15 protein-coding genes are annotated in these 13585 nt (G+C 57.8%); 9 read left to right on the top strand and 6 right to left on the bottom strand.

What is annotated here, in order from left to right; all coding sequences use genetic code 11:
* The first annotated feature begins 77 nt into the window (after window positions 1-77).
* A complete protein-coding gene (locus B3M52_RS12495) occupies window positions 78-434 on the top strand; it encodes a hypothetical protein (protein ID WP_036204277.1) in 357 nt (118 codons plus the stop codon).
* 9 nt (window positions 435-443) lie between these two features.
* Here B3M52_RS12495 and B3M52_RS12490 read toward each other — a convergent pair whose 3' ends face one another.
* The gene (locus B3M52_RS12490) at window positions 444-1337 is read right to left on the bottom strand and encodes a LysR family transcriptional regulator (RefSeq protein WP_085681464.1); all 894 of its coding nucleotides are present in this window, start codon (window positions 1335-1337) and stop codon (window positions 444-446) included.
* Window positions 1338-1457: 120 nt separating this feature from the next.
* Between B3M52_RS12490 and B3M52_RS12485 the strand changes: the two genes are divergently transcribed.
* The 5 genes from B3M52_RS12485 to B3M52_RS12465 all read left to right on the top strand — a co-directional run bounded on the left by B3M52_RS12485 (window position 1458) and on the right by B3M52_RS12465 (window position 6277).
* Complete coding sequence (locus tag B3M52_RS12485) at window positions 1458-2669, top strand: acyl-CoA dehydrogenase family protein (protein WP_036204281.1); 1212 nt, start codon at window positions 1458-1460, stop codon at window positions 2667-2669.
* A gap of 210 nt (window positions 2670-2879) precedes the next feature.
* The gene (locus B3M52_RS12480) at window positions 2880-3695 is read left to right on the top strand and encodes an SDR family oxidoreductase (protein WP_085681462.1); all 816 of its coding nucleotides are present in this window, start codon (window positions 2880-2882) and stop codon (window positions 3693-3695) included.
* Window positions 3696-3736: 41 nt separating this feature from the next.
* Complete coding sequence (locus B3M52_RS12475) at window positions 3737-4801, top strand: phosphotransferase family protein (RefSeq protein WP_151981590.1); 1065 nt, start codon at window positions 3737-3739, stop codon at window positions 4799-4801.
* Window positions 4801-5490 (top strand): histidine phosphatase family protein, encoded by a 690-nt coding sequence (locus B3M52_RS12470; RefSeq protein ID WP_151981588.1) that lies wholly within the window; start codon window positions 4801-4803, stop codon window positions 5488-5490. Before B3M52_RS12475 ends, B3M52_RS12470 begins: the two co-directional genes overlap by 1 nt.
* A 16-nt stretch (window positions 5491-5506) precedes the next feature.
* Window positions 5507-6277 (top strand): SDR family oxidoreductase, encoded by a 771-nt coding sequence (locus B3M52_RS12465; protein ID WP_036204289.1) that lies wholly within the window; start codon window positions 5507-5509, stop codon window positions 6275-6277.
* A 16-nt stretch (window positions 6278-6293) separates the two neighbouring features.
* Here B3M52_RS12465 and B3M52_RS12460 read toward each other — a convergent pair whose 3' ends face one another.
* From B3M52_RS12460 to dacB, 4 genes are all read right to left on the bottom strand, one after another.
* Window positions 6294-7163: a DUF6279 family lipoprotein gene (locus B3M52_RS12460; protein WP_075195957.1), complete on the bottom strand. Its 870-nt coding sequence runs from the start codon at window positions 7161-7163 to the stop codon at window positions 6294-6296.
* Between the two features lie 156 nt (window positions 7164-7319).
* Complete coding sequence (locus B3M52_RS12455) at window positions 7320-8135, bottom strand: OmpA family protein (protein ID WP_041336782.1); 816 nt, start codon at window positions 8133-8135, stop codon at window positions 7320-7322.
* 27 nt (window positions 8136-8162) lie between these two features.
* Window positions 8163-8537: a DUF4398 domain-containing protein gene (locus B3M52_RS12450; RefSeq protein WP_036204295.1), complete on the bottom strand. Its 375-nt coding sequence runs from the start codon at window positions 8535-8537 to the stop codon at window positions 8163-8165.
* A gap of 314 nt (window positions 8538-8851) precedes the next feature.
* A complete protein-coding gene (gene dacB, locus B3M52_RS12445) occupies window positions 8852-10429 on the bottom strand; it encodes a D-alanyl-D-alanine carboxypeptidase/D-alanyl-D-alanine endopeptidase (RefSeq protein ID WP_151981582.1) in 1578 nt (525 codons plus the stop codon).
* Window positions 10430-10642: 213 nt separating this feature from the next.
* Between dacB and B3M52_RS12440 the strand changes: the two genes are divergently transcribed.
* Entirely contained in the window at window positions 10643-11566 is a 924-nt protein-coding gene (locus B3M52_RS12440) for an aldo/keto reductase (RefSeq protein ID WP_286749641.1), read from the top strand.
* A complete protein-coding gene (locus tag B3M52_RS12435; protein WP_151981580.1) occupies window positions 11566-12252 on the top strand; it encodes a DUF6064 family protein in 687 nt (228 codons plus the stop codon). The genes B3M52_RS12440 and B3M52_RS12435 overlap by 1 nt, the downstream gene beginning before the upstream one ends.
* On the opposite strand, the gene dkgB is transcribed toward B3M52_RS12435, so the two are convergent.
* The gene (gene dkgB, locus B3M52_RS12430) at window positions 12221-13030 is read right to left on the bottom strand and encodes a 2,5-didehydrogluconate reductase DkgB (RefSeq protein WP_286749640.1); all 810 of its coding nucleotides are present in this window, start codon (window positions 13028-13030) and stop codon (window positions 12221-12223) included. The two genes, B3M52_RS12435 and dkgB, sit on opposite strands and share 32 nt — an antisense overlap.
* 123 nt (window positions 13031-13153) lie before the next feature.
* Here dkgB and B3M52_RS12425 point away from each other — a divergent pair, with 123 nt between their 5' ends.
* On the top strand, window positions 13154-13567 hold the full coding sequence (locus B3M52_RS12425; RefSeq protein WP_126810470.1) for a GFA family protein: 414 nt from the start codon (window positions 13154-13156) through the stop codon (window positions 13565-13567).
* Window positions 13568-13585: the final 18 nt, after the last annotated feature.

Here is a 13585-nt window from a genome sequence, read left to right as displayed (position 1 = left end):
TAATCCCTCGTTTGTTTTACCAGTTATGGATTGCTGGTTATAGTGCTGTGGTTGACTAATTTTACTGAGGATTTGCCTTGTTCTATCGCCTGATTACCGTCGTTGGCGGACTGTTGTTTGTCATCATCCTGTTCGCGCTGATCTGGTTCTTCTGCAAACAGTTCCTGCTTCGCCATGGCGTCAAGGAGCAGGTATCTGATCGCGCCACGGTGCTGGCCACCTGGACATTTGCGGGCGTCAGTGTGGGGCTGGTGTTTGCGGTGTTGGGTGCCTTTATTCTTGGCCCCTGGGCGTTCTACCGCACCTTGCGAGGGCACGACACTGAGGTGTCTGATGGGGCCGCGATCTGGTGGGGCTTCGGCATTGTTGTAGCGTCACTGGGTATTACCGCCGCCGGATTTCTTGGTTTCCTGAAATTGGTGGGGGCCTACTGAAGGTGGCGCTCACACGATGCTGGCCAACTGCTCCCGGAACCAGATGAGCGCTGGCTCCCTTTCATAGGCCTTGTGCCAGTATAGATGCACATCGATACCGGGTAGGTCCACCGGAGTGGTCAGAATATCGATGTCAGCCCGTTCCGCGATGATCCGCGCGTAGTTTTCCGGCATGGTCAGCAACAGGTCGGTTCCCTCAGCCACCCGGCAGGCGGCGTAGTAGTGCTGGCATCGCAGGCGAATGTTTCGCTGCACTCCGAACCGTGAAAGCTCAAAGTCCTCAATGCCGGGGCCCTCCGACCGGGACGAAACCAGTACATGCTTGGCTTCGAGATACTTGTCCAAGGTCAAGCCGCCGCCGGTAAGCGGGTGGCCCTTTCTCGCCAGCACCACCAACCTGTCGTGTCGCAATAGTTCATGGCCCGTCTGATTGCTGACCGGCAACAGCACATCCACCGCAAAATCCAATTTGCCCGCTGCTAGCTGGGTTTCCATATCCCGCCGGGGCACCCGCTGGCTGACAATCTCCAACTCAGGGTAGCTTTCCAGCCGGCCCATCAGTTTGGGCAGGAACGTCGACTCGAGGATGTCCCGCAAGGCCAGCGAATAGGTTTTGCGCTGATTGGCCGGGTCGAAGGCGTGGAACTGGTTCACCGCACTCTGTATCTGGGTCAACCCTGGGCGCATGGACTCCAGGAAACGACGGGCCAGGGGAGTGGGCACCATCTGGTTGCCCTGACGACTGAACAATGGGTCATCAAAATGCTCCCGCAGACGTGACAGGGAATGGCTGACCGCCGGCTGGGTGAGGTGGAGGGCCCGGGCGGCACGGGTCAGACTGCCCTCCCGGTAGATGGTGTCGAATACATGCAGCAGGTTCAGGTCCAGTCGATTCAGTGCCATAAGCATCTCCCCTTCGCGAATAAGCCAGTCTTATGATAGATGATAAGAATTATTCAGTCGCGTAATAGTGGATAGAAAACTAGACTGGCTCGATATCGGTCAAACCAAGAGGACATGGCAATGGATTTCAGTATTTCCGAGAAGGGCCAGGACTATCTCAAGCGCGTCAAAACTTTCATGCAGGAAGAAATCTTCCCGATTGAAGAGCAGTACCATAAGGAACTGATGGCGCAGGAAAACCGCTGGGTGGTGTTGCCCATCATCAAGGAACTGAAAGCAAAGGCCAAAGCACAGGGCCTGTGGAACATGTTCTTCCCGGATGAGAAATACGGGTGTGGGCTTCTCAACTCCGACTATGCCCTGATTGCCGAAGAAACTGGCCGCAGCTTCATTGCCCCGGAAATCTTCAACTGCAACGCGCCGGACACCGGCAACATGGAAGTGCTGATCCACTACGGCTCCGAAGAGCAGAAAGCCGAGTGGCTGCCCCGTCTGCAAAGCGGTGAAGTACGCTCCGCTTTCTGCATGACAGAGCCAGCTGTGGCATCTTCAGACGCCACCAACATGGAAGCCACGGCCACTGTGGATGGCGACGAGGTTGTTCTCAACGGTCGCAAATGGTGGAGCACTGGCGTTGGCCACCCGGATTGCAAGGTTGCCATTTTCATGGGCCTGACCGATCCGGATGCCCACAAGCACCGCCGTCATTCCATGGTGTTGGTGCCGCTGGATACCCCTGGGGTCAAAATTGAGCGAATGCTGCCGGTGTTCGGCGCCTACGACGAGCCCTACGGTCACGGTGTTGTGTCCTTCGACAACGTGCGCCTGCCCAAGACTGCATTTATTGCGGGCCCCGGCCGTGGCTTCGAGATTGCCCAGGGCCGTCTTGGGCCGGGGCGTGTTCACCACTGTATGCGTGCCATCGGTGCGGCGGAGCGTACTCTGGAACTGATGATCAAAAGGGCGACCAGTCGTGAGGCGTTTGGTCGGCCGATCGCTAAACTGGGCGGTAATCCGGATGTGATTGCCAATGCCCGTATGGCGATTGAGCAGGCGCGTTTGCTGACGCTGAAATGCGCCTGGGCATTGGATACCAAGGGTATCTCTGGAGCCTTGCAGGAAGTGTCCATGATTAAGGCGGTTATTCCGAAGATGCTTCAGCAGATTGTGGACGATACGATTCAGATTCACGGTGGTGCGGGTGTCAGCGACGATGATTTCCCGCTGACCCAGCTGTTCGCCTATGCTCGGGTTTTGCGCCTGGCTGATGGCCCGGATGAGGTTCACCGTGCGATGGTTGCTCGTCTGGAGCTGGCTAAATACCGGAACTGAAGCTTGGGTGCCTGGGGACGGAGGGAGGCTGTTTCAGAAACACGCTCCTTCGGCACATCCATGTGGCGCTTGGACTCCGCCATCCATGGCTCCGTACAGTTTCTGAAACAGCCCCCCTCCGTCCCCTGCTAACTCAGGGAGTCGGCATGTGGGGCCATCGCGGGCTCTTGCACCGAAACTAAAAACGATAGAAAACAGCGGAAGACAACGATGACACAGCGAGTATTTATTACCGGCGGGGCCAGCGGCCTGGGCCGGGCTATTGCATTGCGGTATGCCAAAGAAGGCGCCAAGGTCTGTATTGGCGATATTAATCCCGAGCAGGGCATTGCCGTAGAGCAGGAGATCAACAACGCGGGTGGCGAAGGTTACTTTGTTGAGTGCGATGTGCGCCGGCTGACCGACCTTGAGAAGATCTGCGAGGATCTCACCGGCAAATGGGGCGGGGTAGACGTGGTGGTGAACAACGCTGGTGTCGCTTCCGCGGGCTCGATTGAAGACACCACCATGGCCGATTGGGAATGGATCATGGACATCAACGTGTTGGGTGTCGTTCGTGGCTGCAAGGCCTTTACCCCGCAGTTCAAGAAGCAGGGCTCCGGCGCGTTCGTGAACATCGCCTCCATGGCCGGGCTTATGCTCGCGCCGTTGATGGACAGCTACAATGTGTCTAAGGCCGGTGTGATTGCGCTCTCGGAAACCCTCAGCCAGGAGCTGCGAGACTCCGGTATACACGTTAGCTGCGTATGCCCGGCGTTTTTCCAGACCAATCTGACCAGCAGCATGCGGTCGGATATTCCGGGCATTCAGCAGAACGTCAACAAACTGATGAAACGCTCCACCATCACTGCTGAAAACGTGGCCGAGGATATTGTCCGCTCGGTAGAGAAAGGCGATTTCTGGGTGCTGCCACACGCCAAAGAGCGTCGCATGTGGGTACTCAAACGCCACGCGCCCAAGGCGTTTGACTGGTTGATGTACCAGGAAAGCAAGCGCTGGATGAAGAAAATGGGCGGCAAGGCCTAAGTCATTATTTAACACAGAATCAGGAAGTAAGGGAGAGCCGTATGACCCAGATCGACCAGGCTGTTGATATCCGCGAAGGTGAAGAGCTGGATATTGCGGCCGTTGACCGCTTCATGAAGCAGGCCATCCCGGACCTGGAAGGCGCGCCTGCGATCAAACAGTATCCCGGTGGTGCATCCAATCTGACGTATCAGGTGGATTACGGTGAGCGTTCCTACGTGTTGCGGCGCCCGCCGTTTGGCCATATTGCCAAGTCTGCACACGACATGCTGCGGGAAGCCAAGGTAATGCGGGCTCTCAAGCCCGAATTCCCGTATGTTCCGAACATTGTCGCCATCTGCGACGATCACGACGTTCTGGGTTGCGATTTCTATGTCATGGAGCGCTTGAAAGGCATCATTCTGCGCCAGGACTTTCCCAAGGACTTCGAGCTTAGTGAGGGCGATACCCGCAAGCTGTGCCTGAATGTGATCGACAAGCTGGTGGATCTCCACAATGTCGACGCCAAGGCCACCGGCCTGGATAAGCTGGGCAAGGGTGCCGGTTACGTGCAGCGGCAGATTGGTGGCTGGAGCGACCGTTTCCGCAAGGCCAAGACCGACGATGTCGGCGACTTTGAAGCGGTGATGGGCTGGCTGGATGACAAGATGCCGGACGATGTCGCCCAGGTGGTCATCCACAACGACTTTCGCTTCGACAACGTCGTGCTCAACCAGGACAACCCGTTCGAGGTCATCGGTGTACTGGACTGGGAAATGGCCACCATTGGCGACCCATTGATGGATCTGGGCAACAGCCTGGCTTATTGGATCCAGGCCGACGACGAAGGCCCGTTCCAGATGTTGCGTCGCCAGCCCACCCACCAGCCGGGCATGCTGACCCGCAAGGAAGTGGTTGCTTACTACGCGGAGAAATCCGGCCGCAAGATCGACAACTTCGATTTCTACGAGATCTATGGCCTGTTCCGGCTGGCGGTGATCGTCCAGCAGATCTATTACCGTTTTTACCACGGCCAGACCAAAGACAAGCGATTCGCCGCCTTTGGCCATGCCGCGAACTACCTGGAAAAACGCTGTCAGCGACTGATCGAGGCGAGTGACCTGTAATGGCAACGATCTATCTGATTCGCCACGGGCAGGCCAGTTTCGGCAAGGAAAACTATGACCAGCTTTCTCCTCGTGGCTGGGAGCAGGGGCGTGTCCTCGGCCGGTGGCTTGCGGGCAAGGTGACGCCCAACGCGGTCTTCGGCGGCAACATGGAGCGCCATAGGGAAACGGTAGAGGCGATCGCCAGTGGTTACGGTGATGCACTGCCAGACATGCAGGCGGTGGATGGCTTCAACGAGTTTGATCATACCCAGGTGGTGGAGCGTTTGCACCCCGAGTGGCAAGACCGCGAACGCATGGCGCGTGATCTGGCAGCCTTCCCCAAGCCGGCAAGGGCGTTCCAGCAGGTGTTCGAGGAAGCGATGCAGCGCTGGGTCAGTGGCGGACACGATCACGAATACACCGAAAGTTGGCAAGCGTTCCGTCAGCGGGTGATTACGTCGCTGGAGCAACTGATTGAGTATGCCGATGGTGGCGAGACCCTGGTATCCACATCCGGCGGCCCGATTGCCGTGATCGCCCAGCATCTTCTGGAACTGAGTGATCGCAAGGCCCTGGATATGAATTCCGTGATTGCCAATACCAGTGTTACCCGGGTTCTGCATTCCGGGGCCCGGCGCAGCCTGGCGGTGTTCAACAATTACAGTCACCTGGAAGCCGAAGATCCCTCCCTGGTGACCTTCCGATAACGAACTGAGGTGAAGAATGAGTAAGCAAGACCTGTTTGATCTGAGTGGGAAAGTGGCCCTGATCACCGGCGCCAGCCGTGGCATCGGCGAGAGCATCGCCCGCACCCTGGCAAACTACGGCGCCCATGTGATTGTCAGCAGCCGCAAGATTGACGGTTGCGAGGCGGTTGCCAGTAGCATCCGCGAAGCTGGGGGCAGCGCCGAAGCCTATGCCTGCCACATTGGCGAAATGGATCAGATTGAAGACATCTGGCAGCACATCGAATCGAAACACGGCAAGCTGGATGTTCTGGTGAACAACGCCGCAGCCAACCCCTATTTCGGCCCCATCGAAGACACGGATCTGGGCGCCTACCACAAGACGGTGGACGTGAACATTCGCGGCTATTTCTTCATGTGTGCCCGCGGCGCACAGATCATGAAGAAGAATGGCGGTGGGTCCATTATCAACGTGGCCTCGGTCAATGGCGTCAACCCTGGCCATTTCCAGGGTATCTATTCCGTCACCAAAGCAGCGGTGATATCCATGACAAAGTCCTTCGCCATGGAACTGGGGCAGCAGAAGGTTCGGGTAAACGCCCTGCTGCCGGGGCTGACCGACACCAAGTTCGCCAGTGCGCTGACCAGCAACGAAGCCATCAAGAAGCAGGCGATGGCCCACATCCCCATGAAGCGGGTGGCAGACCCGGACGAAATGGCCGGCACGGTCCTTTACCTGGCGTCGGGTGCTTCCAGCTATACCACAGGCACCTGCATTAACGTGGACGGCGGTTACCTGACGATCTGAGCCGGGCGTCCTGACGTTAGCCGTTAAGGCTTCCGGTACCCTCGCTGGTGCAGGCGAGGGTATCGAAATCGCCCTGCATGGTTGCCGCCTGTTCCAGCAAGTGGTCAAGGTGGCGCTGGTCGGCCTGCTGCAGTAAATCGGTCATCAGGCCGGCCATGGCTGCCCGGCTTTCCGACATCATCCGCTGGTATCGTTCCCCCCGAACTTCCTCGTAGTTGCTCATTAGATAATGGACTCGATCTGAAAAATCGTCGCTGTCTCGCGTTGCCAGGGCATCGATTAACGCCTGTTGCCAATTCCGACGCCCCTCCAGCCAGATTTCAGTCTGCTTGCCCCGGCCTTCCGACCAGGCGTTGACCGTGTCACGCTGTCGCTCGTTGAGGGACCCCAGCCAGCGTTCAACCCGTTCCATCGTGCGCTCGGCCCGGGCTTCCCGGGTTTGTTCCGGGTTGTCCGCCAGGAACTCGTCTTCCAGCTCTTTTTGGCTCTCTTCCATATTGCTGGCCAACTGTTGAACCTGTTCATCGCTGAGGCTTGATAACAGGCGTGTGGCTGCCGGCCTTGCGCGCTCCATGAGTGGGGGAAAAAAGGAAAGCAGCTGTTCCTGGTGGTGGGTAACGGTGGATTGACTCAGGTTGCCAGAGCGAACATCGCTTTTTAACTGGGCAAGCCACTCGGAATAGCGTGGCAATTCAGTGGCGCAATGCCATTGGCGGAGGCCACGGATGTCCTGCTCAAGCCGGGATTCCTGTTCGGCGGTCATGGGTATGTAGTCGTCCACCCACCAGACGATGCCCCAGTCCGCATAGCGATACGCCATCTTGGTGGAGCTGCAGCCGGCCAGGAGTGCCAGGCCCAGCAGCGCAATGGAAACAATCCGAATCATGACCGGTCCTCGGGAAAAGCGGGTAACCTGATCCAAAAGTGATGAACGACGTATAACACCTTAGAATCAGGTTGAAGCGTTGATTCTTTGCATCTTTTGAAAAAACTTGCCCCGGTTGAACCGGGGCTTTTTTATGGGTAAGTGGCAACGGGGTGATCAATTCTCCCGCGCTTTGATATTGCCCTCTTCGTCGGAGATGACAATCTCTACCCGGCGATTTTGCTGTCTTCCGCCAGAGGTGTCATTGCTGGCAACGGGGAACTGCTCACCGAACCCTTTTGTCTCAACGCGGCTTCTGCTGATGCCCATATCGACAAGGGTATCGCGAACGGCTTCTGCACGACGCTCGGACAGGCCCTGATTGTAGGAGGCCTCACCGGTGCTATCGGTGTAGCCTTCCACCCGCACACGCCGGTTTTCATACTCGGCCATGAACTCGGCCAATCGCCTGACAGTGGCTTCACCGGAAGACTTCAGTTCGGCCTTGTTGAGATCGAACAGCACATCTCCGAGGGTCAACACCATTCCCCGGTCGGTTTGCTCTGCCTGCATGGCTTCCATTTGCAGGCGAAGCTCTTTGGCTTCCCGCCTGGCCTGTGCCGCTTCGTCAGCGCGCATCTGCAGTTCCAGCTCCTTGCGACGCGCTTCCGCGGAATCAATCTGCTCCTGCAGCTCTGCGCGCTCTCCCTGCTCACCGGCTATTTGTGCATGCCGGTTGGCAAGATAAGCCGCGTGTTCAATCTCGGTAACGTCCGCACCGTCCGCGAGCAGAGTTTCAGCACGGGACAATTGCTCCCTTGCGTTCCTCAACTGGCGATCACCACTGCGGGCTACGTTCGGGTCGTTGCGGATTTCCTCATAGGCGGCCCGTGCTTCATCGACCTTTGCGTTATCCTGGGGCGTGCTGGCGCAGCCTGCCACGAGGACAGAAACGCTTACTGCCATACCCAAAGTCATGTTGCGCTTATTCATAACCATCTCCCGTTTCCGATGAGGCCTTTACTGGCGTTCGTCGATTCGCTTGCGAAGAGACTCAATATTGCGATTGACCTCATCAACCGCTTGTCTTGCTTTCGCGGTTTCCGAGCGAGCGCCGGCCAGTTGCGCATCCACGGCTGCCTTTTCGAGTAAGCGGCTTGCTTCAAGGTATTGTTCGCGATTGATCAATTCCTCGGCATCCGCAACCCGGTTCTGAGCCTGATTCAAGAGTACGGGTTCAAAATCCCTGGCATCGGACGACACCGCCTGCTGAATGGCAGACTCGGCGGACCGGAGTTCACCATCCGGCCGCTCAACCGAACTGGCGCAGCCCCCGGCAATGACAGCGATGCTGATTACACCTGCAGCACCTAACATCGAAGTATGCTTGCTCATGCACAATCTCCTTCCAGTGAGGAACGGGGCAATATAGCCCCGTCCAGACTCTTGTTGGTACTCGTCTGTGGCGACGCTCCTGAAGGCTTCGCCGAATTAAAGCACCTACAGCTACTGCTACGTATAAGATTAGCAGCGGGATCTGATTACGGCATGAAGGTATGGAAATAAACTTGGTAAGGAGAGGCGTCGCTACAACGGATCTGTTGCCGAATGCGCCACAAAAGGTTGCGGGTGCGGGGGGTGGGCTTTGGGCCGGTAAATGACAGAACGGTAACCACCGAAACCCGGCAGCTACCGCTTATTGGTGTGGTTCAGCGTATTTTTGTGCCGCTGGATTGGGCCCTGGAGAGGGTGGTTCCAGTGGGCGGACGGTAGTGAAGGGAGTAGATAATCCGGTCCAGCACGGCCTGACCATTCCAGGCAGGGTCGTTGTTGACCATGCCGACAATGGCCCAGGTGGTGTCGGTGTCGTCGCGGGTGAAGCCTGCAATGGAGCGCACGTTCTCAAGGTAACCTGTCTTGATGCGCCCTTTGCCGTCCAGGCCGGAATTCCGCAGCCGTCTGGCCATGGTGCCATCCATCGCAATCAACGGCATGGAGGCCATCAGGTCCGAAGCGAAAGGGCTGTTCCAGGCGTGCTGTAGAATCTGCGCACCCTGGCGCGCTGTAATACGGCCGTCGCGTGTCAGACCCGCACCGTTTTCGATCACCAGGCCAGCGGTATTGACGCCTTTTTCCTGTAGCCACTCGTTAACGACGCGAATACCGGCCACACGATCGTCTTCTTCATCTTCCAGGCGATTCTCGGCACCGATGGTAAGAAGCAACTGGCGAGCCATCACGTTGCTGCTCCACTTGTTGATGTCCCTAACCATCGTTACCAGATCCGGAGACGTGGTCCTCAGCAACAGGCGGGCGTCATCCGGCGTTTTGGCCAGCAGGCTCTTACCGTTGATGTCGATACCCATGTCTGACAGCAGTGAACGTATCATGGATGCGGTGTACTGTTCGTGAGGCAGAAGCGACAGATAGGCCGTGGTGCGGCAGCCCTGCGGTAATTCGCCTGACACCCGAACGGTGACCCGGTGATCCTCGTGAAAAAACGGCTCCCAGGTAAAATGACGGCGAGCGGGGCAGGGGGCTTCCGCATTAGCGATCACTCGATTGTCGATCACCACGTCGTTCAGTGAAGGCGCGCTCCAGGCCTGTGTTCCGCGTTCATCTGCGCGAACCTGAAAGTGAACGAGGTTGAGATTGCTCAGGTATGGCGACGGCTTTACCAGAAACGGAGCGTGGGGGTTGTCACCGTTGTCGTCGAAAACGGGTTGCTCGTCTGCGATGCGGAACACATCACCGTCCAGCACCAGGTTGCCGTTGATGGCACTGATACCCATCCCGCGAAGCTCGTTCAGGGTGCTCCAGAGCCGTTCAATGGTCAGCTTGGGATCACCCCCCATGTCAACGTAGAAATTGCCGTTGAGGGTATCGCCCACAAGCTCGCCATCGGTGTAGAAGCTGGTGTCCCAATGATAGGTCGGCCCCAGTATTTCCAGCGCCGCATAGGTGGTGACCAGCTTCATGATAGAGCCGGGGCTCATCAAGGCATCCGCATTGATGTACTGCTCGATGCCCGGCCCGTTCATGGGGATGGCCGCGAGGCTCAGCGCCTGTTCGTCGTTCAGGGATTCGGTGGCGTAATCCCGCACCTGATTGCTCCAGGTCTTATTGGTGCCACCAGCCTCGGCTGACTCCGAAGCAAAGGCACCGGCAGACCCGACTGCCAGGACTGTAGCCATGGTGGAAACTACCATGCCACGGGCCACCCGACCATGCTGGCGGATAGTTCCATAACGGGACGTGTTCGGGTGGCGTCGTGCCTTCAGCAACATGGTGTGGCGCTCATTGATTCCAGGTGCATTAACAATAGCCCATATTCTAAGCGTGTACTATGTGGAAAGGCTCTACATGACGTTAAAAAATGCCAGTAGGGGCGTTGTTTATATTGCGTTTTTGTTAACGGATGTAAGCGCCCATGCTAATCAACTGGTTAGCATTTGTACAACCTCTTGATTAGTATGATGGAAACAGAAAATGGAGTGAGTATGGCGCACGAACTGACTCGACGGCGATTTCTGGCTGCCATGGCCGCGGCAGGTCTTTCATGTCGAATGCCTGCGCTGATGGCTGCTCCGAAGGGGGATGTGATGATGAATCCCATTCCTTCCTCCGGCGAACGGTTGCCTGCCGTTGGCATGGGCACCTGGCGTACCTTCAATGTCGGCGGTGACCAGTACCTGATTGATCAGCGTACCGAGGTACTGAAAACCTTTTTCGATCTCGGTGGCACCCTGGTGGACTGCTCACCCATGTACGGCTCGGCGGCAGAGGTGATGGGTGAGGCACTGGACACCCTCAATGCCCGTGAAAAACTGTTTTCCGCCACCAAGATCTGGACCGGAGACGGCGATGCAACCCGACAACAGGACCGGGAATCCCGCAGAAAGTGGGGTACAGAGCGTTTTGACCTGCAGCAGGTACACAACCTGGTGGCCTGGCAGCAACATCTGGCAACCTTACAGCAAATGAAAGCCGATGGTGACGTGCGCTATATCGGCATTACCACCTCCCATGGCCGCAGGCACGGAGACTTTGCCCGCATCATGGAGACGGAACCGCTGGACTTTGTGCAGCTGACCTACAACGTGCTGGACAGGGAGGCGGAAGACCGACTGCTGCCTTTGGCGAGGGAACGCGGGATCGCCGTGATTGCGAACCGGCCCTTCCAGGGCGGGCGACTGTTCCGGCGCTTCCAGTCCGAAGCACTGCCGCCCTGGGCCGATGAGGTGGGCTGCCGCAACTGGGCGGAGTTTTTCCTGAAGTACATCCTTTCCCACCCGGCGGTTACCTGTGCCATTCCGGCCACCACCAGCGTTGAGCATATGAAGGAGAACATGGGCGCCCTATACGGTGCTTTGCCGGATGAGAAACAACGGCGCCGAATGGCGGCCTATGTCGCAGGGCTGTGATGGAGACCACTTGGCTCAGCTATTCCCTGTCGGATTTCCTGATGTTCGGGCCAGAGGTGTTTCTTCGGCTCTTTGTTCGCATCAACCAGGATATCTGGCCATGGCAGGGTGTTGCGGTGGTGATGGTGATCGCGATTGGCGCCTTACTGGTACGTGGGGACGCGATGGCGAGGCGCAGTGCACTGCTGCTGGTGGCCGCGGCGTGGCTATGGAGCGGGGCCGGCTTCCTGATGCATTACTATGGGCCGATCAATCTGCCGGCAATCTGGTTCGGCTGGGCCTTTGTCTTGCAGGGTGCCTTACTGACGGTGGCGGGGCTGTTCTGGCCCTGGAATGCGGCAACGAACCGGCCGATATGGTCTCGCTGGCTGATGGGCACCGGCTGGATCGCGTTGATGGGGCTGTCGCCTCTCCTCGCAGTCGCTCAAACCGGCAATGGTCAGGCCGCAGCGCTGTTCGCCGTTACGCCGGACGTCACGGCGTTGGGCGCGGTGCTCTGCATGCTGCTGTTTCCCCGCCGGGTGCGGTGGCTGTTTCTATTATTACCACTGATATGGTCACTGTTCAGCGTGGCGACCCTTTGGACATTAGGCACCTGGGTGCTGGCGGTCATTCCGGGTACCACGCTGGTGTTGGCGGCGATGGCCTGCTTCGTCAGTCCCAGGCAGGCGCGAAATCCGGATTAGCGATCCGATCACCACGGTCCAGGCCGTCAATTTTCGCAATTTCATCCTCGCTGAGCGTGATGTTCAGCGCGTCGAGGTTGGACTTCTGGTGCTTGGGCCGGGTTGACGACGGAATCGGTACCACCCCTCGGGAGGCCACCCAGGCAATGGCAATCTGCGCAGCAGACGCATTGTGTTCGCGGCCAATGCGCGCCAGGGTTTCATCGTCCATTACCTTGCCCACCGCCAGCGGCATGTAACCGGTTACGGTAATGCCCAGCTTCTGGGCATGCTCCACCACCTTGCGGTTGGCCAGGAACGGATGCACTTCCACCTGGTTGGTGAAAATCGCCGTGTCACCCAGTATTTCCTTGGCCTTGTCCATTTGCGCGCAGGTGAAGTTGGACAGCCCGATGTGGGTGGTTAGCCCTTCGCGTTGCGCGTCGCGCAGTGCACCCAGGTATTCCTCCATGGGGATGGCGTCGCCCGGCGATGGCCAATGAATCAGTGTGAGGTCGACATGGTCGGTCTTCAGTCGCGACAGGCTGTCGTGCAGACTGTTGATCACGTCGCTGTGCTGGAGCTGGTCGTGCCACACTTTTGTGGTCAGGAAAATCTCCCGTCGTGGAATACCGCTTGAGGTAATGCCATCGCCTACTTCAGCCTCATTCCCGTACATCTGGGCGGTATCGATATGCCGGTAGCCAAGGGAAAGGGCACTCTTCACGGCGTCTCTTGCATCGTTGCCCTTCAGGCGGAATGTACCCATACCGATGTTCGGAAGTGTGCTGAATGCCATAGTGTCCTCCTTCGTGAACGCTGTGACTTATATGTGGTGCCCGCCCGCTGGTTCTTCAAGTGGCGGGTGGTTATCATACCGGCCTTCGGAACCCGCAAGCGAAACCATGGTTGAGGTCACGTTATGCTGACAGGGCAATGCCTGTGCGGCGATATAAAACTTGAATACGACGGCCCTCTGGGGCCGATTGCCCTGTGCCACTGTAGCCAGTGCCGCCGGGCTCACGGCAGTGCATTTTCCGCCAGTTCGCCGATCCAGAAAATCCGTACCCGTTTTACAGCGGGTGAGGACCTGATCCGTGAATACGAATCCCGGCCGGGAAAGTACCGTGGGTTCTGCCCCAGGTGCGGTAGCCAGTTATACAGCCGCGTGGATGCCATCCCCGGTATACTGCGCCTGCGGGTGGGCGTGATCAATGAGCCCCTGGAAAAGCGGCCGGCATCACACGTTTATGTGGGCTCCAAGTCGGACTGGTTCACCATCACCGACGATACCCCGCAGTTTGAGAAAACCGAGAGAACCAACGATCCTCACTGACGCATCGCTGGTTTCCTC

Source organism: Marinobacter sp. UBA2688 (assembly GCF_002352785.1).
Lineage (GTDB): Bacteria > Pseudomonadota > Gammaproteobacteria > Pseudomonadales > Oleiphilaceae > Marinobacter > Marinobacter salarius.
This window is presented reverse-complemented; position numbering and strand designations above follow the sequence as displayed.